Below are 18,952 nucleotides of genomic sequence, written 5' to 3' on the forward strand. Positions count from 1 at the left end.
GCGTTAGCCCTCAAGGCCCCTGGCGACAGGTGCGTTCCACTTCCGCCAGAGCGCAATCAGCCTGATGGTGATGATTATTGACGCACCGGTCAGCGAGACCAGGCCTTTCGGCAAACCGGCCCATTCACCCACCGCCACGACGACCGCACCGCAGAGCGCCGCCACGGCGTAGATCTCTCTCCTCAGGACCAAAGGAATCTCACGGAGGAGAAGGTCACGGAGCGCTCCACCGCCGATGCCCGTCGTCATGCCGATGAGGCACGCCGCGTACGGAGTCGCACCGAGTGACAACGCGGTCGACGTGCCGGACGTGACGAACAGGCCGAGACCCACAGCGTCCAGTAGCAACACGCTGCGGCGGAGCTTCGCGACCTGCGGGTGGAACCAGAAGACGATCAGGCCCGTGCCACCGGCGACCAGCAGGTACGGCCAGTTCCGCAGGCTCGTCGGCGGGTGCACGCCGAGCAGCACGTCACGGATGATGCCGCCGCCCAGCGCCGTGGTGAGCGCCAGGATGGTCACGCCGAAGACGTCGAGGCGCGCACGGACCGCGGCCACCGCTCCGGAGGCGGCGAAGACCGCGATACCGATCAGCTCCAGGACGATGATCAGCACGAACGGAGAGAATAGTGGGTTATCGAGGTGGCGCTGCCCGGCGGTAACCGGCGTCCAGCCGGCCTCCCGCGGACACCAGCACTGCCTCCACGACGGCGATGAACCGCTCGGCGCCCTGGCCCCGCACCAACGCCCGATAGGAGTCCACGAGCTCGTCCTCCTTGGCGTCGCGCAGTCGCCGCATCAGCCACTTCCCGTGCCCGAGCCACCGGTTCTGCACGACCAGCGCCAGCTCGCCCGCGCAGGTCAGCAACCGGGCCGCGACGAACAGCCGTTCGTCCTCGTCCCGTGCGCCGATGAGGTCTTCGAGCAGGTCAGTGGTGCCGTAGCGGCGATCTTCCAGCTCCGTGACGGTCGCGAGTGGAGGGCCCGCGTCCAGCAGCACGCGCGCCTCGGCCCGCATGCGCTGACCGGTGCCGTCGGCGTCGATCATCAGGAAACCCTCGGCGCACATGTGCAGCAACGGAGGCCGCCTGCCCTCGGTGTCACGGGCCACGAAGTCCTGGAACGACTCGATCGTGTGACAGAACAGTTCGACCGGCCAGCCGCGGTGCCGCAGCGTCTCCCGGAACGCGCAGGGCAGGTCCTCGACGATCACGACCATGTCCAGGTCGGAGTTGGCGGTGTAGTTCCCGGCCGCCACGCTGCCGCCGAGGAACGCCGCCGTGGCCAGCGGGTACTTGACGTCGAGCAGGTCGCGCGCGACCTGCACCGGGTCCTTGTCCCAGTCCAGCGGGTGGCCGGTGACGTAGTAGTCCTCGTCGGGGCTCAGCGGGCCGAGCACCTGCTCGACGCGCGGCCGGATCTCCGGGACCACCTCGTGCATGTCCACGAGCCACGGGTTGTCCTCGGCGTCGAAGAACGGTCTGATCGCCAGGAACTGCGCGCGGGAGAGCTCGCGCACGCTGACCGGTGAGCCGCTGCGCTGCTTCGCATAGCCCTTCAGGCGCCAACCCATGTTGTCGCCGTAGGCATGCCTGACCTCGTCCTGGTCCCCCGCCACGCCTTCATTCTTACGCGACGGGACGGCGTGGACGAAGTCAGACGCGCGCGACCGCCAGCAAATAGCCCAGTGACGGCTGGACGGCCAGCGGCGACAGGATCTGGTCGAGGTACTGCCGAGCCTCTTCCCCGTGCGCCGCGACGAGGGCGTCGTAATGCCTGCGCGCACCGATCTGCATCCGCGGCACGGTCTTGCGCGTCTCGGTGCTCAGGTCCAGCAGCTCCACGACCTGCAACCCGGCTGCCGCCAACAACTTCGGGTAGCCGGCGAACGTCGGCACCTCGTCGATGTCGTACGTGCTCAGGATCGGCTGAAGATCGTCCATCACGCCCGGTGCGACCGGCCTGCGCTGCACGAAGTCGGACACCACAACGACGCCCGAACTCTTGACCACACGCGTGAACTCCCGCAGCACGCTGACCCTGTCCCCGAGGTGCGGCAACGTCTCCACGGCCCACGCCGCGTCGAACGTGTCGTCGGGGAACGGCATCGCGTGCGGGTCCGCGTGCACGAACCTGACCTGCTCGTCCACGAACAGCGCCTCGGCCCGCGTGTTGGCGCGCGCCACGTGGTCGGCGCTCGGCGAGACCGAGACGATGTCGGCGTGCGAGGCCTCGGCCAGCCGGAACGCGGACGTGCCGACGCGGCGGCCCAGGTCCAGCACGCGCCAGCCGTGCCGGGCGCCGAGCCGGTCGATGTGCAGCGCCGTCATCCGCTCGGCGGCGATGCGGTTGGAGGACTCGTCCTCTTCGGACGTCCAGAGACCGAAGTGCAGGTTGTGGTCCCAGATCGCGCGCATGACCTCGTGGTAGACGTCGGCCATCAGAAGAAGTCCGCGAGCCGGGGTGTGCCGGACGAACCGGTGAGCTGGTCCAGCGCCACCGCGTCGGCCGGGTCTCCCTCCAGCAAACCCGCGCGCCGCAACGCATGCGTGTTCTGCGCGCCGGAGAACCACGGACCGAGCGCTCGAGCGTGCAACCGCACCGCGCCGGTGCCACCGGGTTCGACGCGCACCGCGCCGTCCTCCACGACGATGCGGTGCAAGCCGGCGTGCCACGGGGCGTGCTCGTCGATGATCTCCACGTCCACCGCGGTATCAGCGAGGCGCGGCCAGCCTCGGGCGGCCACGGCGGCGGGCAGGTCGACGACGCGTTGCATCCAGGTCGCGGTCAGCACCGGGTGGCGCAACGGGGTGCCGCCCAGGAAGTTGACCGTCGCCGGGTCGGTGATCCGCAGTTCGACCGCTTCGAGCGTGCCCGCCCAGGACGCCAGCGAGGCGAGGAGGTTCAGTTGTGCCTCGACGTCGACGCCGATGAGGTCGAGGACCTTGAGCCGGCCCATGTCACCACCGGGCTTGCGCTCGGCGGTCAGGTACCCCCGCAGGCCGTTCGGGCCGGGCAGCACGCTCACCAGGTCCAGCTCCAGCACCTTGGCGAGGTCGATCCTCGGCGGGCGGCGGTCGGCCATGCCGTCGATCGTCCGCGCCACCTCCAGGTAGCACTCGTGCAGCGCCGTGAGATCGCTCTCATCGGCCGGGCGCGCAGGTATCCGCTCGGCTGGCCGGGGAACCGAGAGCAACCTGTCCATCGGCAGCTCGACCCACTCGAAGACGCCGGCGCGTTCCCAGCCGCGTCCCCGGTACAGGGTCGGCACGGTCGGGTAGAGCGCCGAGATCGGCTGGCCGTGCTCGCGCATGGCGACCAGTGCGGCGTCGAGCAACGCGTTCGCGACGCCACGGCCGCGATACGCCCCGTCGACGGCGACGCCGCCGATCCCGCCCATGGGAACCGCGGCGCCGCCGTAGAACTGCGCGTAGGAGCCGATGCCGAGCACACCCGCGACCCGGCCGTCGATCTCGGCGACCAGTCCGTGCGTACCCGGTTTCAGCAACGGTCCGGACGGCTCGGTCCCGTTGAACGCGATCCGGCGGAGCCGGAACACGGCGTCGCGATCGTCTTCGGTGTACTCACGGATGTGCACGGACAACTATCTACCAGGAAAAGAAGCCCTCACCCGTCTTCTTTCCCAGCTCGCCCCGAGCGACTTTGTCTCGTAACAACCGCGGCGGCTCGAACCGCGGCCCCAGCTCGGCCGCGAGGTGCTCGGCGATCGCCAGCCGCACGTCGAGTCCGACCAGGTCGGTGAGCTCCAGCGGCCCCATCGGCCAGCGGTAACCGAGCTTCATGCCGGTGTCGATGTCCGCAGCGCTCGCGACACCTTCCTCCAGCATGCGAATCGCTTCCATGCCCACGGCGACACCCAGTCGAGACGTCGCGAAGCCGGGAGAATCACGCACTTCGATGACGGTTTTTCCCATTTGTTCGGCCCAGGTTCGCGCCTTGGCCACGTTCGCGGGGTCGACGCCCTCGTGGTGCACGAGTTCGACGAGCTGCTGCACCGGGACGGGGTTGAAGAAGTGCATGCCCAGCACGCGTTCGCCGGGCAGTCCGGCGGCGATCTCGGAGATCGACAGCGAGGACGTGTTGGAGGCCAGGATCGCCTGAGGGCACTTCTCGGCCGCGAATCCGAGGACCTTCTGCTTCAGCGGCACGTTCTCCGGCACGGCCTCGACGACCAGCTCGGCGTCCGCGGGCAGCTCACCCGTGCTCAGGTTCGCGAACACCGCCTCCGCGTCGGCGAGCTTGCCCTTCTCCTGCGCCTTGTCCAGCGAGCGCCGGACGGCGAGCCTGCCCTGCTCGGCGCGTTCGGCGTCGGCCTCCGACAGCGTGACCTCGTGCCCGCCCGCGAGCAGGAGATGCACGATGCCGGCGCCCATCGTGCCGCCGCCGATGACGACGGCCTTCACGACTCGACCACGTCAGCGCTGAACATCGCGACGAGCTCCATCCCGCCGATCTCGGCGAGGTTGGCACCGGACGTGGCCCACTCCGGCGTCTGAAGAGCCGCCTTGAACGACTCCTCCGACTCGAAGTACATCTCCGCGATCAGGTGCAGATCGGTCTCACCGAGGAAGCCCGCGAAGACCACCTGCTGCACCTTGGCGACCTCCGCGCGCACGAGGCCCGGAACCGAGTTCACGATCGGCAGGTGCGACTCGAAGTACTTCTGGTCGAAGCCCTCCACGTCGGCGGGCTTCTTGTACAGAGCGATGTACTTGATCATGTGACACCATCCTCCTCGACTCGCCGAGCACTGTAACGCCCGGAGCACCCGCGGAGCTGAGGCACGATGGTGAGGTGCGGATCATCCTGCTGCGCCACGGGCAGAGCCTCGGCAACGTCGACGAGCTCGCCTACTGCCGCATCCCCGACCACGCCCTCCCGCTCACCGAGACCGGTGCGGACCAGGCACGCGCCGCCGGCCCGGCGATCAAGAACCTGATCGGCGACGGCCAGGTCGCGGCCTACGTGTCGCCCTACCAGCGGACGCGCCGGACGTTCGAGCTGCTCGGCATCGACGCGGAACGGATCGTCACCGAACCGCGGGTGCGCGAGCAGGACTGGGGCAACCTCCAGGACCCGGTGCAGCAGGAGATGCTCAAGCACCAGCGGCACGCGTTCGGCCACTTCTTCTTCCGGCTGCCCAACGGCGAGTCGGGCGCGGACGTGGACGACCGGGTGGCGGCGTTCCTCGACGGCCTGGAAGTCCGGCTGCACAAGGACGAGACGCACCCCAAGACGGTGCTGGTCGTGTCACACGGTCTGACGATCAGGCTGCTGTGCCGCCGGTTGTTCGGCTGGAGCATCGAGCTGTTCGAGTCGCTGTCCAACGTGGACACCTGCGAGAACCGCGTGCTCGACCACGACGGCACGGGCTGGAGGCTGGACCGTCCCTTCGACCAGTGGCGCGACTCACCGGACGGAACGGTCCAGCGTCCGCTCTAGATGAGCCCGCGTTTGTAGGCCGCGACGAGACGGCGGGGAACGAGGAGTTCCTTGCCGTCCAACGTCCGCACGCGCACCAGGTCCGGCGCGGTGGCCTTCCACTGCGACCGGCGGTGGCGCGTGTTGGAGCGGGACGTCCTGCGCTTGGGAACGGCCATCAGCGCTCTCGCTTTCCGTAGCGGCGGTTGAACTTCTCGACCCGGCCGGCGGTGTCGACGAGTCGTTGCGTGCCCGTCCAGAACGGGTGCGAGTCGGCGGTGATGTCGACGACGAGCAGCGGGTAGCTGTTGCCGTCCTCCCACTCGATCGTGCGGCTGGACGTCGCCGTCGACCGGGTCAGGAACGTCTTGCCGGTGGACGCGTCCTGGAAGACGACCGGGTGGTAGTCGGGGTGAATGCCTTGCTTCATATCGCCAGCTTTCGGATCGAGTCCACGAAGGACAGTTCGTCGTCGGTGAGCAGTGCGCTTTCGAACGCCGCGGTGATGGAGTCCGGCTCGCCCAGGGTGATCGCCACGATCTGAGTGGTCTTGCCCCCGCGCGGCCCGCCCTCGCCGACGTGCATCCCGCAGCCCGCGGATTCCAGGTGCAGTGCGACATCCGGCTCGTCCGCGACCCACAGCCGGCCACGCGAACGCACGACCGTTCCGTCGAGCAACGAGTCGAGCGCCTCGTTCAGCCGGACCGGGTGGAACGGCCGGTCGGACGTGAAAACCGCTGTCGAGACACCACATTCGGGCGTCAGAGGCATCAACCGCGGCCGCGTGCTCTTGCGTACGACCACCGTCTCGGGCGTGCAGCGGTGTGCGCCGGGAGCCAGCCGGTCGAGCACGGCGAGCGTGCGTTCGTCCGCATCTCCTTGCAGCACCAGCACATCCGCGGCCTCGGCCTGCGCGACGACGACCTGCGCCACCGTGCGCTGGTCGCTGACCATCGAGGCGTCGCCCAGGGCGTCGTCCAGCCAGGTCGCCGCGTCGAGGACGGTGATCACGCACTCGACTTCGACGCCGAGGTTGCGGCGCACCGCGTCCGGTTCGAGCAGCGGGTCCAGGTGCAGCACGACCGTGTGGCCCTTGAGAGCGGAGAGCAGCTCCCGCAGGTCCTCTCGCACGGTGCAGGACACGCAGCCGTGCAGCAGTTCGACGTCGGTCGCGATGCCGTCGACCCACCGCCGCACGCACGTTTCCGCAGCTACGTGCCGCACGAGCACCGAACCGGGCCGGTCGCGCCACACCCGCACGGCGACGTCGTGGTCGACCAGCCCCGCCACCATAACGACAACGGTTTCCATGTGAGGTACCGTAGATGAAAACGAAAGTCGTTTCAATCTGCGTCCATCACTCTGGAGGTACCTCAGTGCGCTGCCAGCTGACCGGCCGTGAGCCGGGCTTCGGCAACCGCGTCTCGCACTCGCAACGCAAGACGCGGCGCCGGTGGAACCCGAACATCCAGCAGAAGCGGTACTGGGTGCCGTCGCTGAACAGGAACGTGTCGCTGACGTTGTCCGCGAAGGGCATCAAGACCGTCGACAAGCTGGGCATCGAGGCCACCGTGGCCCGGCTCCGCACGCAGGGGGTGAAGGTCTGATGGCCAAGAGCACGGACATCCGCCCGATCATCAAGATGAGGTCGACCGCCGGAACCGGCTACACCTACGTGACCCGCAAGAACCGCCGCAACGACCCGGACCGGCTGGTGCTGCGCAAGTACGACCCGGTGGCGCGCAGGCACGTCGACTTCAAAGAGGAGCGCTGACGTGGCGAAGAAGTCGAAGATCGCCGCAGACCAGCGACGCCGCGAGGTCGTGGCGCGGTACGCGGAACGGCGCCACGAGCTCAAGGAGATGCTGCGGCACCCGGAGACGCGCGCGGAAGCGTTGCGGGGCCTGCAGAAGCTCCCGCGGGACGCGTCGCCGACCAGGCTGCGCAACCGCGACGTCGTGGACGGACGGCCGCGCGCCTACAACCGGAAGTTCGGCCTGTCCCGCGTCCGGCTCAGGGAGATGGCCCACCGCGGTGAGCTGCCCGGCGTGTCGAAGGCGAGCTGGTGATGCGCGAGAAGAGGCCACCCAAGCGCAGGGTGAACCTGCTCGCGAAGGAAGGCGTGACCGTCGTCGACTGGAAGGACGTCACGCTGCTGCGCAAGTTCCTCTCGGACCGGGGCAAGATCCGGTCCCGCCGGGTGACGGGCCTGACGCCGCAACAGCAGCGTCAGGTCGCCACGGCCATCAAGAACGCACGGGAGATGGCCTTGTTGCCGTACCCGTCACAAGGGCGATGACACGGACCGCCGCGCTGGCCAGGAAGGCCAGCGCGGCGAGTTGCACCAGCAACGCGAGCGCCCAGGTCGTGTGTTCGTCGACCGTCAGATCGCCACGAACACCCACCAAGAAGGTCGCGTAGAGGCCCCAGCACTGCAGTGCCGCCAGGCCGGCTCCGACGATCGTCGTCCGCAGCGAGACGACCACCACGACCGCCGCGAGCAGGACCAGGGCCACCAACGGCCAGGCACCGGTGAACGCGGCCACGCCGACTCCGCCGCCGAATCCGAGCGCGGAGCCGTAACCGCCTTTCATTCTTCGCATCAGATCGGTGTATCGCCTCAGGTGAGATCAGCGCCACCTCTCCAGCGTGAAGTTGGTGCTTTCGAGTGAGGCACGATCGCACGAATGAACCTGTACGAGGCAGTCCACCGACGCAGGGACACGCGCGCCGAGTTCTCCGGTGAGGAAATCCCTTCCGACGTGCTGCGACGGGTGCTGACCGCCGCGCACGCCGCCCCGAGCGTCGGCCTTTCCCAGCCGTGGGACTTCGTGCTGGTGCGGGATGAATCGATCCGGCGGGCGTTCCGGGATCACGTTCAGGCCGAACGCAGTGTCTTCGCGGCTCAACTCGATCATGAACGAGCGGAGACGTTCGCTCGTATCAAGGTCGAAGGAGTCATGGAGTCGACCCTCGGCATCGTGGTCACCTACGACCCCGACCGGGGCTCACCGGCGGTGCTCGGCAGGCACGCGATCGCGGACGCGGGTTTGTACTCCGTGTGCCTGGCGATCCAGAACCTGTGGCTCGCGGCGACGGAAGAGGGACTCGGTGTGGGCTGGGTGAGCTTCTACCGGGAAGATGTGCTGCGCCGTCTCCTGGACATCCCCACAAGGGTCCGTCCGGTGGCATGGTTGTGCGTTGGTCCGGTTCGATCACTGCCCGATACGCCTGATCTGGAACGTCACGGTTGGCGCAACCGACTACCCCTTGATGACGTCCTGCACCACGATCGGTACAGGGCGCGACCGACCCGGTAGCCTGTGCGGGCCGCTCGGCGAGTCGGAACGGAGTCGATGAACGAGTGGAGCAGCGCGATCCGCTGGTAGCGGGCCAGATTCCGCGGCTGGACCTTGAGGTCCGCGCGTTGTACAACGCTGGCCGCGTGCCGGAGGCGAACAGCCTCTTCGACGAGGTCGTCACGAAGGTGTCCCCCGGAGCCGACCGCTGGGTGCGATCAGCGGTGCTGGTGAACCGGGCGGTCATGGCCTGGCGTCTCGGCCGCATACCGCTGGCCCTGGAGCTGGCCGCCGAGGGCTGGACCGACCTCGACATCGACCGTTCCGACAGCCCGGCCGTGGCCCACACGATGGGCTCCCTCGGTTATCTGATGGAGGGCATCGGCAACCGGCGCGCGGCGCTGGACATGCTGCGGCTGTCCGTTCAGGTGGCGCGGCGGGCGGGCAACACCGACGTGCTGGCCCAGTGCCTGCAGCGTCTGGGCGGTTCGCTCAACTTCCGCGCCTGCTCGGGTTCTCCCTCGGCGGCGCCGGCGATCTTCGAGGAAGCCCTGGTGTACCTCGACGAGGGCATCGGCATCGTGAAGGACGAGCTGCACCGGCGCGCACTGCTCGGTGCGTGCGGGCGGTCCCTGGCCGGTGTCGGTCAGCTGGACAAGGCCGAGGAGATGGGCGAGGAGACCCTGCGGCTGTCGGTGGACGCCGACGACCTGTGGGGCATCTCGGTCGGCAACTGGGTTCTCGCGGTCGTGCGTCGCGAACAGGACGATTTCGACGAGGCGCGCACATTCGCGTCCCGTGCGGTGACGAGCGCCGAACGCATCAACGACACGTCACTGCTGCTGCGGTTCTCCACGGAACTGGCGGACATCTGCAACGCCCTGGGTGACGCGGAGGGCGAAGCCGCGGCGTTGCGCCGGTCGATGGCCGCGTCCCGCACGGCCAGGGAGACGTTGCAGGAAGGCCTCGGCCAGGCGCTGGAGCAGCGTCGCGTGGCCGTTCAGGCACAACGGCTGGCGGTGGCGGCGCAGGAGGCCGCGGCGCGCGACCCGTTGACGGGCCTGGCGAACCGGCTCGGGCTCGAACGCGCCGCTGCCGCGTTGCTGGAGTCGACGGCGGCGCGCGGCAAGGTGCCGTGGCTGGTGCTGGTCGACGTGGACTGGTTCAAGAACGTCAACGACGACGCCGGGCACGCGACGGGCGACGCGGCGTTGCGCGAGATCGCGGCGTTGCTGCGGCGGGAATGCCGGTCGGACGACCTGGTGGCGCGCTGGGCCGGCGACGAGTTCGTGGTGCTGCTCGGCGACACCGGGCCGAACATGGACGTCGGCCCGAACGTGGCCGAGCGGATCCGCGCGGCCGTCGACGGGCACGACTGGACGATGGTGCTCGGCGCGGTCCGCCGCCCCACCGTCAGCATCGGTGTCGCGGCGGGACCGGCCAAGCTGGACCAGCTGTTCGCGGCCGCCGACATGGCGCTGTACCGCGCCAAGCGGCACGGCCGCAACAGGGTCGAGGTCGAGCCCTCGGTGGACGAGGTGCCCGGGATCGTGTCCGGGAACTGAGGGTCCCGGACTTCAGGGCTCAGGCGATCAGGCCGCCGCGGTAGGCCACCAGTGCGGCCTGCACGCGGTTGACCGCGCCGATCTTGCCGAGCACGGACGAGACGTAGCCCTTCACCGTCGCCTCCGACAGGTGCAGGGTGTTGCCGATCTCCGCGTTGGACATGCCCTGGCCGATCAGCACGAGCACTTCGCGCTCGCGTTCGGACAGGCTTTGCAGCAGCCTGCGAGCAGGCTCCGCCATTCGTTCGCCGTCGGCCACGGCCGCGAGAACTCTGGCGGCGACACCGGGGTCGAGAACCGCTCCCCCGCGCGCGAGATCACGCACGGCTTTGACGAGCTGTTCCGGTTCGGTGTCCTTGAGCAGGAAGCCGGCCGCGCCGAGGCGCAGTGCTTCCGAAACGTATTCGTCGACGTCGAACGTGGTCAGGATGCAGACCCTCGGTGGGTCCGGCAGGGTCCGCAGCCTCCGCAGGGCCACGAGTCCGTCCGAGGTGCGCATCCGGATGTCGAGCAGTACAACGTGCGGACGATGCTGGCGTGCCAGGTCGGCTACCAGGTGTCCGTCATCGGCCTCGGCAACAACTTCGATATCCCCGACGCTGCTCAGGATCATGCGAAGGCCGGAGCGGACGAGGTCCTCGTCGTCGGCCAGCAGAACCTTGATCACGACGCCTCCCGCATTGGCGTTCCGTGCTCCCTCATGTTCGTGATCTTCGCGTACGCACGCCGAAGACCACGTTAATTCTCAGTTATCTCATCATGTGGTAACGGATTTTCGAGATCACCGGCAACGTTCACAGTTACCGGAATAGCGCGCCGACTTCGCTGCGTAGGCATGCCACCAGGTTTTAGGGGGAGCCACCAGAACGCTGAGTGACGAAACATCGAAATCCCACTCAGTGGAATGTCGTACCAGAAACACGGATACGGCCTCGGCAATCCGATTCAGACGTCTCGTTTGGCGTCGTTTCTGCCCATATGTTTTTTCGATGGGTTGCGGTATCGATACAGGTGCTTCCGGGGCATTCCAGAAAACGCGAAACCCTTTCGCAATAGCCTTACTGGAAAGTAACGTGCATCACAACAGCCCTGCCCTGCACGGAGAGGAGCTTCGCGCGATGCGGAGAGCCAATCCGGTGACGTCCCTGCTGGCGACTGCCGCCGTCACCGCCTCCCTTTTGATCGTCCCGTCCGCCGCACAGGCAGAGGAGCCACGCGCGGCCGCGTTCGCCGCCGACGACTACTGCCTCGGCCAGTGCAACGACATCGTGCCGCCGGGCAACAACGGCAACGCGACGCTGGCCGAGATCCTCACCCACAAGGCGTTCGGCACCAGGCCCGCGCACTCCGCCGACCAGCTCGGCAAGTACGACGCCCTGGTCAACGGCTACAGCGGCCTGACGAACAACCAGCTGACCGACTTCTTCAACGACGCGTCGTTCGGCGTGCCGTCCGACCAGGTCGAGAGCACCCTGAAACCGCGGTCGGACGTGACGATCGTGCGGGACAAGAAGATCGGCATGCCGCACATCACCGGGACCACGCGGTCCGGCACGATGTTCGGCGCCGGCTTCGCGGCCGCCCAGGACCGCCTGTGGCTGATGGACATCTTCCGTCACCTCGGCCGCGGCCAGCTGACCGGTTTCGCCGGTGGCGCGCCCGGCAACCGCGTGCTGGAGCAGAGCTTCTTCAACCAGATCGCGTACACCGAGGCGGACCTGCAGAAGCAGATCGAGTCCGCCGCGGCGAACGGCGGTGAGCGCGGGCGGCAGGCGTTGGTCGACGTCGACGACTACACGGCCGGCATCAACGCGTACATCACGCAGTCCGTGGGCGCTCGCAACTTCCCCGGCGAGTACGTGCTGACCGGGCACGCCGACGCGATCACGAACTGGAACGACATCCAGCCGTTCAAGTCGACCGACATGGTCGCGATCGCCTCGGTGGTCGGCGGCCTGTTCGGTGCCGGCGGTGGCGGCGAGGTGCAGTCGGCGCTGGTGAAGCTGGCCGCGCAGAACAAGTACGGCGCCGCCGTCGGCGAGCAGGTGTGGAAGGCGTTCCGGGCGCAGAACGACCCCGAAGCCGTTCTGACCCTCCACGACGGACAGTCGTTCCCGTACTCGGCCTCTCCCGCTTCGCCTCAGGGCCTGGCGCTTCCCGACGGCGGCAGCATCACGCCGGAGCGGATGGTCTACGACGAGGTGGGCGGCACGGGTGCTTCCGTCGCTGTTCCCGCTCCCGCGGACGTGGCGAAGGCTCGGGGGATCTTCTCCGATGGCGTGCTGCCTCCGGACCTGCTGAACAAGAAGCACGGCATGTCGAACGCTCTCGCGGTCTCCGGTGCGCACACGGACAGCGGGAACCCGATCGCCGTGTGGGGACCGCAGACCGGTTACTTCGCGCCGCAGTTGCTGCTGTTGCAGGAGCTCAACGGGCCCGGCATCCGTTCGCGCGGCGTCTCGTTCGCGGGCGTCTCGATGTACGTGCAGCTCGGCCGCGGTGTGGACTACTCGTGGAGCGCCACCTCTTCCGGGCAGGACATCGTCGACACCTACGCCGTCGAGCTGTGCAACCCGGACGGTTCACCTGCCACCAAGGCCTCTTCGTCGTACCTGTTCCACGGCTCGTGCCTGCCGATGGAACGGCTGGAGCGCAAGAACGCCTGGAAGCCGACAGTCGCCGACGGCACACCCGCCGGTTCCTACACGTTGGTGATGTACCGGACCAAGTACGGCCTGGTGACGAGCCGTGCGACCGTCGGCGGCAAGGTCGTGGCGTACACGACGTTGCGTTCGACGTACATGCACGAGGTCGACTCGATCATCGGTTTCCAGGAGCTCAACGATCCTGGCGCCATCCGCTCGGCCACGGACTTCCAGCGCGCGGCCAACAAGATCGGCTACGCGTTCAACTGGCTCTACGTCGACTCCCGCGACTCCGCGTACTTCAACTCGGGCCTGAACCCGGTGCGCCGGTCCACTGTGGACCCGAACCTGCCGACCTGGGGCCGTGCCGAGTACGAGTGGGTCAACTGGAACGGCGACGAGAACACCGCGGCGTACATGCCGTTCGCCGGGCACCCGAACTCGATCAACCAGGACTACTACGTGTCCTGGAACAACAAGCAGGCCAAGGACTTCACGTTCGGCGGGTTCGGCCACAGCGCCGTGCACCGCGGTGACCTGCTCGACGTTCGCGTGCGTGCTCTGATCGCCTCCGGCCAGAAGGTCACGCGCGCTGCTCTGACCAAGGCGATGGCCGAAGCGGCCGTGGCCGACCTGCGTGCCGAGCAGGTGCTGCCCGAGTTGCTGCGGGTGGTGGAGTCCGCTCCGGTCGACGCTTCTCTCGCCCCGATGGTGCAGAAGCTGAAGGACTGGCAGCGCTCCGGTTCGTTGCGCAAGGAGACCGCGAAGGGCAGCAAGACCTACAACCACGCAGAAGCCATCCGAGTTCTGGATGCCTGGTGGCCGCTTCTGGTGGAGTCGCAGTTCAAGCCGTCGCTGGGCGACGACCTGTTCACCGCACTGGTAGGAGCTCAGCAGGTCGACGAGGCCCCGTCCGACGCGCACGGCGCCGCGCCGCACAAGGGTTCCTCGTTCCAGTACGGCTGGTGGGGCTACGTGGACAAGGACCTGCGCAAGGTCCTGGGCGACCCGGTCCAGGGCGCGTTCCCGCAGACCTACTGCGGCGGCGGCACGTTGTCCGGCTGCCGCACGGCCCTCGTGAACTCCCTGGTTCAGGCCGTGGCCAAGCCCGCCACCGCCGTCTACCCAGGTGACGCGGACTGCGCCGCGGGCGACCAGTGGTGCGCGGACACGATCATCCACCGCGCCATGGGCGGCATCACCCAGGACAAGATCCACTGGCAGAACCGCCCGACCTACCAGCAGGTCGTGCAGTTCCCGTCCCGCAGAGGTCAGAACATCACCAACCTGGCCGCCGGCCGCACCGCCACCGCGTCGTCCCACGAAACGGGCTGGAACAACCTCCCGCCGTCGAACGCGCTGGACGGAAACCCGACGTCGCGCTGGGCCAGCGACTGGAACGACAACCAATGGATCCAGGTCGACCTCGGCTCAGTGCAACGAGTCGGTCGCGCCGTGTTGCGGTGGGAATCGGCCTTCGCCAAGGGCTACCGCATCGAGATTTCCAATGACGGCGGCAACTGGCGGAACGTTTTCTCCACAAGTGCTAGCGATGGCGGCGATGATGTCGTAGCGTTCACCCCACAGGACGCGAGATACCTCCGGATGACGGGTACCCAACGGGCCGGTCAGTACGGATACTCCCTGTACGAACTTGAGGTCTACGTTTCGTAGGCCTTCGAGATGAGGACGCCGATCCACCCCCAGGGGTCGGCGTCCTCTACTTATTTCAGGCCCTGAACAGGTAGTTCCTGATCTCGCCACCGATGTTGTGGGTCGGCACCCACTCACCGCCGTGCCACGTGCTCATCCGGTACCCGCGCTCGACGAGGAAGTCCGCGACGTCCTTCGCGTGGTACCCGAACCGCTCGACGTGCCGTTCCTCGATCTCCAGCAGGAACGCGGGCTTGAGCCGTTCGATGGTCTCCACGGCCCCTTCGAGGACCCTGAGCTCGGCCCCCTCCACGTCGGCCTTGACGAAGTCGAGCTTGCCGATCCCCTGCTCCTCGACGAAGTGGTCCAGCGTGTCCGTCTTGACCAGAACGTCCAGGTGCTGGTCGAACTCCTCGTTGGACCCCAGCCCGTTCGCCCCCACCGTGAGGAACGACCGTCCGGTGATCGGACTCCCGTGCCGCACGGGAACGCTCATGACCTCGCGCCCCTGCTTCTCCGCACCAAGGGCGACCGAGTGCCTCTTGATGTTGGCCCCTTCACGCGGCCGGAGCACGTACGAAAGGGCGGGGTGCGCGAACACGAGCGGCTCGACGCTGTGCACAGTCCCTTGTGGACCAACCAGTCTCGACAAGGTGACCGTGTAAAGCCCCAGTGCGGCCCCGACGTCGATGCAGACATCTCCAGGCTTGACGACCTTGCGGAGCCCGATCAGCTCCGCCTCGGCATAGGGCGTGAGCCGGGCAAGCGCCTGCAACCCGGCAACAACAGCAGCACTGCGAAGTTGGGTCAACACCCCAGTCAGCCTAGACGTGTCCGTTCCGGTGCTGCTCGCCCGCAGGCAACCCGATCTGATCAGCGAACTCCGCGGCCACCCGCTCCCCGCCGTAAACACTCAACGCCTTGACCAGGTGCAGCCTCAGGTCCCGCCGGTGCGAGTCCTCGAGCTCAGGCATGGCCCGCTCAACGCTGCTCACCAACGACTCGGCCCAATGCCCGGCAGGCTGCCGCTGCGCGATCTTCACAAGATCAGCGAGGTGGTCGGCCAGCTTGACCGCCTCCTCGACCTGATACCCGTTGCGCTGCAACCACCAGATCGTCGCCGTGCCGACGTCCGTCAACACCTCGTCCCGCAGGTACCGAATCTCCGCCCGCTCGACATCCCGCTCGGCCAACTTGAACGTCGAGTTCCGGAGCAACTCGATGTGCTTCTTGGCCATCTCCAGGTCGTCATCCCCGACCGAGACCTTCACCTGCTCCGCCCGAGCCCACACGTGCGTCCCAGGCACCTGCCGCTCAGTGGCGAGCTCATCCCCCAACTGCACCTGCAGGGCAGAGTGATGAACCAACATCACCTTGCCGCTGATCTCCTTGGCCCGCTGGAGAACGTGATGAATGGCAGCACTCCGCGGCGAGTTGTGCCGCAGCCCCGTGGCCAGATCAAGCCGCCACACCACCGTGAACTTCAGCTGGAAGTCCAGCCCGTACACCGCACTGGCCAACGGCGTCTCGAACTCCTGCTGATGACTGCTCGCCGGCGGCACGAAGGTGATGTCGTCAGCTCTCTTGGGCACCGTCCGGCGCCACCAAGCCTTGAGGGCACCAAGCGGGCCAGGACGGAAGTCGGGCCAGGGTCTGCTCACACGCCCTCCCTACCTGACGTTTGTGCCCGGCAGAAGGTGGCCTGCCTCACTTCCCTCCAACGGCCGCAGCCCGTTCCGCATGGTTCTCACCGTGCGTGAGCGGGCACCGGTCCGCGGTAGCCGGGGGCGCTGGTCAACTCGGTAGCGCCACCCCGCTAGACTGCTGTCGCCAGCCCTAGTAGCTCAGGGGATAGAGCATCGGTTTCCTAAACCGTGTGTCGCAGGTTCGAATCCTGCCTGGGGCACCACCTTTCGCCGGGTGAAATCAGGGCCTGACATGCTGAAACGCTGTCAGGCCTTGATCTTTTTGGTCAGTCACCGTCAGCGGGAATCTGCCCCTGTTTGCCGCCGTCTGCGAAACCACCGCGAAACCGATCTGGGCATCCGAACCAGTGCTGAGGCGTGCCAACGAAGCGTCAAGGCAGTCCGCGCCTAAAGTCTGTACATGAACCCCTGGGTTAGCTTCGCCGCCTCCATCCTGGTCGCGATCCTCACGTCCTCCGTTGCAATCTGGATCGCGATCTCCAACTGGACGAAGCAGCAGAAGCGAGATGACGAAGATCGAGTCCAAGCCCAGCACAAGGAGCTGGCCACTCAGGTCGCCGAACTGCTCCGGCTCTACCTCGCAACTGGATGTCAGATCATTGAAGGACAGGAAGCTGCACGGTCGAAGGCAATCCTCCTGACGCTCCCTGGGCATCTCGCGACGTTGCTCCGAGCCGCATACGACCTCCAGCACACGATGCGAGGCGTCCCATTGGACCCGGCTACTGCAGGTCGTATGAAGCCTGAAGATCCGCAGGACGCAGGCGGCAAGTGGAAACTGTTCGACCGAAACTCGATCCAGCAACAGCGCGCTTTGAGACGCAAGCAGCCCTATCGCGAGTGGGTGGAAGCCGAACTCGCATACGACATCGCTGGCCTGCGAGGCGGTGACCAGGACGCGGTCCTCAAGGCACTCAGCATGGACATGCGCGATCCGAAGTCCGCAGCAATCGGGCTGCTTGAACAGACGAACAGCAGCGGCGCCTGAACGACGAACACGGGCAGGACGAAGCCCCCAGATGGCGACACCTGGGGGCCAGTTTGCCCCGTTACGCAGCATCGAAAAGCGCTTCGATGCGCTTATTAATGAACTCTCGCTGTCCATCGATGCACTTCGCATAGATCTTGAGCAGAACCTCCACAGAGTGCCCCGCTCGCTCTGCGACCTCGGTGGCGGGAACGCCTCCGTTGAGCCAGAGCGACACGGCCGCGTGCCTCAGGTCGTACGGCCGCCCGGCGAGTGGGGAGGCCACCTGAGCTGGATTCAGCGCGTACTCGCGGGCGTCTCGCCAGACCCGATAGTAGGTCGACGACGACACCACGCCACCCTTCGGCGACCAGAACAGCCGACCATCCGAGGCCACCCCGAACCGGTCAACGTGACCCCGCAGCCGCCGCACGAGGACAGGCGGAATCGGCACAGGCCGCACGTCCTTCGTGCCCCGGTGCTTCAGCCCGCGTTGGTCGTGCACCTCCCCCGAGTCTGTCCACCGCTTCCCCGCCGACGGCCGAGACTCACCAAGCATCAAGATCCCCCACCCCTCGCCGGGAAGGGTGCAGTCGTCCAGCTTGAGCCCGAGCCCCTCGGCCGGCCGCGCCGCCGCGTAGTAGCAGGTGGCAAAGAACGCTTCGAGGTGCGCGCCCCGATCGACGTTCCGCCGCCCGACATACGACACGGCCGTCAGCAGCTCTTCGATCTGCCGAGGATTGGCCACCACACGCGGGTCAACCTGCTCGACCAGCTTCGCGACCTTGCGCTTGATCCGGTTCAACGGGTTGTCCGGGATCAACTCCCGCTCGACGGCCAACGCCAGTAGGTTGAACAGCACCGCCCGCTTCCGCGAATACACCGTTGCAGCCGCGGACTTGCCATCGAGCTTCGTGGCCAGCGCGTCCAGGACCTCCCGAACCGCCACCGCGTCGGTCATGTCGTACAGCGGCCGGGAGTACCGAACCAGCCAGTCCACGACCTCCTGCTGTTCGCGGCCGAGCTGATCGTCACGAGTCGCCGGCGGCAATAGGTGACGCGTCAGCACTCCACGCAGCTCCGTCAACTCCGGCCGACCAGACCCGTTCTTCACGAACGCAGCACACGCAGTCGCCAACGCATCCACCGTGCTGCTCCGTGTCTTCGCAGCCGCGTCAGGCCATTTTATGTCCACGTAGGACTGTGCGAACTCCAAGAACGAGAAGGAGTTCTTCCGTTTGAGCTCCGACAGCGGAAGCCCAGTCTCCACATCGAACTCTTCGCCGAGCCGCGCCGCCTTCATCAGGTCGGAACGCCGGTTGATCGCCTGCGCCTTGTTCGCGAACCACTCCGAGTGGCTCTTCTTCTCCGTCACCCACCGGACGCCCCACGGCTTCGGCCGTTTCTTGCCCTTGGCCGTCTTCTTCTTCGTCCAGTCGGCGATCTCCCAGAAGGTGACCTTCAGCGTCGTCTCGCTCATGCGGCCCGCCCGTAGAGGTCGTCCATCCAGTCCAGGAAGTCCGAGCGCCTGCAACGCAGTTCCCCGTTCGGAAGCGGGAAGCAACGAGGCCCCTTCCCCGTCTGCCGCCACTTGTAGAACGTGTCCCTGGAGACGTCCCCGCCGAGCGCTTCCAGCATCTCCGGGACAGACATCAGTTCAGCTATCTCGCGCGCG

The 18,952-nt window shown here is 67.2% G+C and carries 24 protein-coding genes and 1 tRNA gene; 10 read left to right on the forward strand and 15 right to left on the reverse strand.

Annotation, left to right across the window (positions count from 1 at the left end):
• Positions 1-3: 3 nt before the first annotated feature.
• The 6 genes from OG205_RS28960 to OG205_RS28985 are packed head-to-tail and all read right to left on the reverse strand — an operon-like array spanning position 4 to position 4,741.
• Complete coding sequence (locus OG205_RS28960) at positions 4-615, reverse strand: trimeric intracellular cation channel family protein (RefSeq protein WP_330271168.1); 612 nt, start codon at positions 613-615, stop codon at positions 4-6.
• A 19-nt stretch (positions 616-634) separates the two neighbouring features.
• On the reverse strand, positions 635-1,618 hold the full coding sequence (locus OG205_RS28965) for a nucleotidyltransferase domain-containing protein (RefSeq protein WP_330271169.1): 984 nt from the start codon (positions 1,616-1,618) through the stop codon (positions 635-637).
• Positions 1,619-1,655: 37 nt separating this feature from the next.
• Positions 1,656-2,441, reverse strand: a complete 786-nt coding sequence (locus OG205_RS28970; protein ID WP_330271170.1) for an SAM-dependent methyltransferase — start codon at positions 2,439-2,441, stop codon at positions 1,656-1,658.
• Positions 2,441-3,598, reverse strand: a complete 1,158-nt coding sequence (locus OG205_RS28975) for a GNAT family N-acetyltransferase (RefSeq protein WP_330271171.1) — start codon at positions 3,596-3,598, stop codon at positions 2,441-2,443. Before OG205_RS28975 ends, OG205_RS28970 begins: the two co-directional genes overlap by 1 nt.
• A gap of 10 nt (positions 3,599-3,608) precedes the next feature.
• Entirely contained in the window at positions 3,609-4,424 is an 816-nt protein-coding gene (locus OG205_RS28980; protein WP_330271172.1) for a 3-hydroxyacyl-CoA dehydrogenase family protein, read from the reverse strand.
• Positions 4,421-4,741 (reverse strand): EthD family reductase, encoded by a 321-nt coding sequence (locus OG205_RS28985; RefSeq protein ID WP_330271173.1) that lies wholly within the window; start codon positions 4,739-4,741, stop codon positions 4,421-4,423. The genes OG205_RS28980 and OG205_RS28985 overlap by 4 nt, the downstream gene beginning before the upstream one ends.
• A 74-nt stretch (positions 4,742-4,815) precedes the next feature.
• On the opposite strand from OG205_RS28985, the gene OG205_RS28990 reads away from it, so the two are divergent.
• Positions 4,816-5,463, forward strand: coding sequence for a histidine phosphatase family protein (locus OG205_RS28990; RefSeq protein ID WP_330271174.1), 648 nt, complete (start codon positions 4,816-4,818; stop codon positions 5,461-5,463).
• On the opposite strand, the gene rpmF is transcribed toward OG205_RS28990, so the two are convergent.
• Genes rpmF through OG205_RS29005 form a run of 3 tightly spaced genes read right to left on the reverse strand, consistent with a single transcriptional unit; the run spans position 5,460 to position 6,753 of the window.
• On the reverse strand, positions 5,460-5,621 hold the full coding sequence (rpmF, locus tag OG205_RS28995) for a 50S ribosomal protein L32 (RefSeq protein ID WP_093605360.1): 162 nt from the start codon (positions 5,619-5,621) through the stop codon (positions 5,460-5,462). The genes OG205_RS28990 and rpmF overlap by 4 nt on opposite strands.
• Positions 5,621-5,872, reverse strand: coding sequence for a type B 50S ribosomal protein L31 (locus OG205_RS29000; RefSeq protein ID WP_319975686.1), 252 nt, complete (start codon positions 5,870-5,872; stop codon positions 5,621-5,623). The genes rpmF and OG205_RS29000 overlap by 1 nt, the downstream gene beginning before the upstream one ends.
• The gene (locus OG205_RS29005) at positions 5,869-6,753 is read right to left on the reverse strand and encodes a GTP-binding protein (protein ID WP_330271175.1); all 885 of its coding nucleotides are present in this window, start codon (positions 6,751-6,753) and stop codon (positions 5,869-5,871) included. Before OG205_RS29005 ends, OG205_RS29000 begins: the two co-directional genes overlap by 4 nt.
• A 65-nt stretch (positions 6,754-6,818) precedes the next feature.
• Here OG205_RS29005 and rpmB point away from each other — a divergent pair, with 65 nt between their 5' ends.
• The 4 genes from rpmB to rpsR are packed head-to-tail and all read left to right on the forward strand — an operon-like array spanning position 6,819 to position 7,741.
• Entirely contained in the window at positions 6,819-7,049 is a 231-nt protein-coding gene (gene rpmB, locus OG205_RS29010) for a 50S ribosomal protein L28 (RefSeq protein WP_442916597.1), read from the forward strand.
• A complete protein-coding gene (gene rpmG / locus OG205_RS29015) occupies positions 7,049-7,216 on the forward strand; it encodes a 50S ribosomal protein L33 (protein ID WP_330271177.1) in 168 nt (55 codons plus the stop codon). Before rpmB ends, rpmG begins: the two co-directional genes overlap by 1 nt.
• 1 nt (position 7,217) lies before the next feature.
• Complete coding sequence (gene rpsN / locus OG205_RS29020; RefSeq protein ID WP_319975689.1) at positions 7,218-7,511, forward strand: 30S ribosomal protein S14; 294 nt, start codon at positions 7,218-7,220, stop codon at positions 7,509-7,511.
• Positions 7,511-7,741, forward strand: a complete 231-nt coding sequence (rpsR, locus tag OG205_RS29025) for a 30S ribosomal protein S18 (RefSeq protein WP_319975690.1) — start codon at positions 7,511-7,513, stop codon at positions 7,739-7,741. The genes rpsN and rpsR overlap by 1 nt, the downstream gene beginning before the upstream one ends.
• Here rpsR and OG205_RS29030 read toward each other — a convergent pair.
• Complete coding sequence (locus tag OG205_RS29030) at positions 7,689-8,045, reverse strand: hypothetical protein (RefSeq protein ID WP_330271178.1); 357 nt, start codon at positions 8,043-8,045, stop codon at positions 7,689-7,691. The two genes, rpsR and OG205_RS29030, sit on opposite strands and share 53 nt — an antisense overlap.
• A gap of 84 nt (positions 8,046-8,129) precedes the next feature.
• On the opposite strand from OG205_RS29030, the gene bluB reads away from it, so the two are divergent.
• Both bluB and OG205_RS29040 read left to right on the forward strand, forming a co-directional pair.
• Complete coding sequence (gene bluB, locus OG205_RS29035; protein WP_330271179.1) at positions 8,130-8,762, forward strand: 5,6-dimethylbenzimidazole synthase; 633 nt, start codon at positions 8,130-8,132, stop codon at positions 8,760-8,762.
• A gap of 44 nt (positions 8,763-8,806) precedes the next feature.
• Positions 8,807-10,306 (forward strand): diguanylate cyclase, encoded by a 1,500-nt coding sequence (locus OG205_RS29040; RefSeq protein ID WP_330271180.1) that lies wholly within the window; start codon positions 8,807-8,809, stop codon positions 10,304-10,306.
• Between the two features lie 19 nt (positions 10,307-10,325).
• Here the strand turns inward: OG205_RS29040 and OG205_RS29045 are convergent, their stop codons facing one another.
• Positions 10,326-10,973 carry a response regulator transcription factor gene (locus OG205_RS29045; protein ID WP_330271181.1) on the reverse strand — a complete coding sequence of 216 codons (648 nt, stop codon included), beginning with the start codon at positions 10,971-10,973 and terminating at the stop codon, positions 10,326-10,328.
• 451 nt (positions 10,974-11,424) lie between these two features.
• Between OG205_RS29045 and OG205_RS29050 the strand changes: the two genes are divergently transcribed.
• The gene (locus OG205_RS29050) at positions 11,425-14,625 is read left to right on the forward strand and encodes a penicillin acylase family protein (protein WP_330271182.1); all 3,201 of its coding nucleotides are present in this window, start codon (positions 11,425-11,427) and stop codon (positions 14,623-14,625) included.
• A gap of 55 nt (positions 14,626-14,680) precedes the next feature.
• Here the strand turns inward: OG205_RS29050 and OG205_RS29055 are convergent, their stop codons facing one another.
• Both OG205_RS29055 and OG205_RS29060 read right to left on the reverse strand, forming a co-directional pair.
• Entirely contained in the window at positions 14,681-15,418 is a 738-nt protein-coding gene (locus OG205_RS29055) for an FkbM family methyltransferase (RefSeq protein WP_319975694.1), read from the reverse strand.
• 10 nt (positions 15,419-15,428) lie between these two features.
• Positions 15,429-16,196, reverse strand: a complete 768-nt coding sequence (locus OG205_RS29060) for a hypothetical protein (RefSeq protein ID WP_330271183.1) — start codon at positions 16,194-16,196, stop codon at positions 15,429-15,431.
• 241 nt (positions 16,197-16,437) lie between these two features.
• Between OG205_RS29060 and OG205_RS29065 the strand changes: the two genes are divergently transcribed.
• Both OG205_RS29065 and OG205_RS29070 read left to right on the forward strand, forming a co-directional pair.
• Positions 16,438-16,513, forward strand: a tRNA-Arg gene (locus OG205_RS29065).
• A 197-nt stretch (positions 16,514-16,710) separates the two neighbouring features.
• Positions 16,711-17,298 carry a hypothetical protein gene (locus OG205_RS29070; protein WP_330271184.1) on the forward strand — a complete coding sequence of 196 codons (588 nt, stop codon included), beginning with the start codon at positions 16,711-16,713 and terminating at the stop codon, positions 17,296-17,298.
• Positions 17,299-17,359: 61 nt separating this feature from the next.
• On the opposite strand, the gene OG205_RS29075 is transcribed toward OG205_RS29070, so the two are convergent.
• Entirely contained in the window at positions 17,360-18,757 is a 1,398-nt protein-coding gene (locus OG205_RS29075) for a tyrosine-type recombinase/integrase (RefSeq protein ID WP_330271185.1), read from the reverse strand.
• Positions 18,754-18,930 carry a helix-turn-helix transcriptional regulator gene (locus tag OG205_RS29080; protein WP_285642564.1) on the reverse strand — a complete coding sequence of 59 codons (177 nt, stop codon included), beginning with the start codon at positions 18,928-18,930 and terminating at the stop codon, positions 18,754-18,756. Before OG205_RS29080 ends, OG205_RS29075 begins: the two co-directional genes overlap by 4 nt.
• Between the last annotated feature and the right edge of the window lie 22 nt (positions 18,931-18,952).

The sequence above is a fragment of the Lentzea sp. NBC_00516 genome (assembly GCF_036346835.1).
GTDB classification, from domain to species: Bacteria; Actinomycetota; Actinomycetes; order Mycobacteriales; family Pseudonocardiaceae; genus Lentzea; species Lentzea sokolovensis.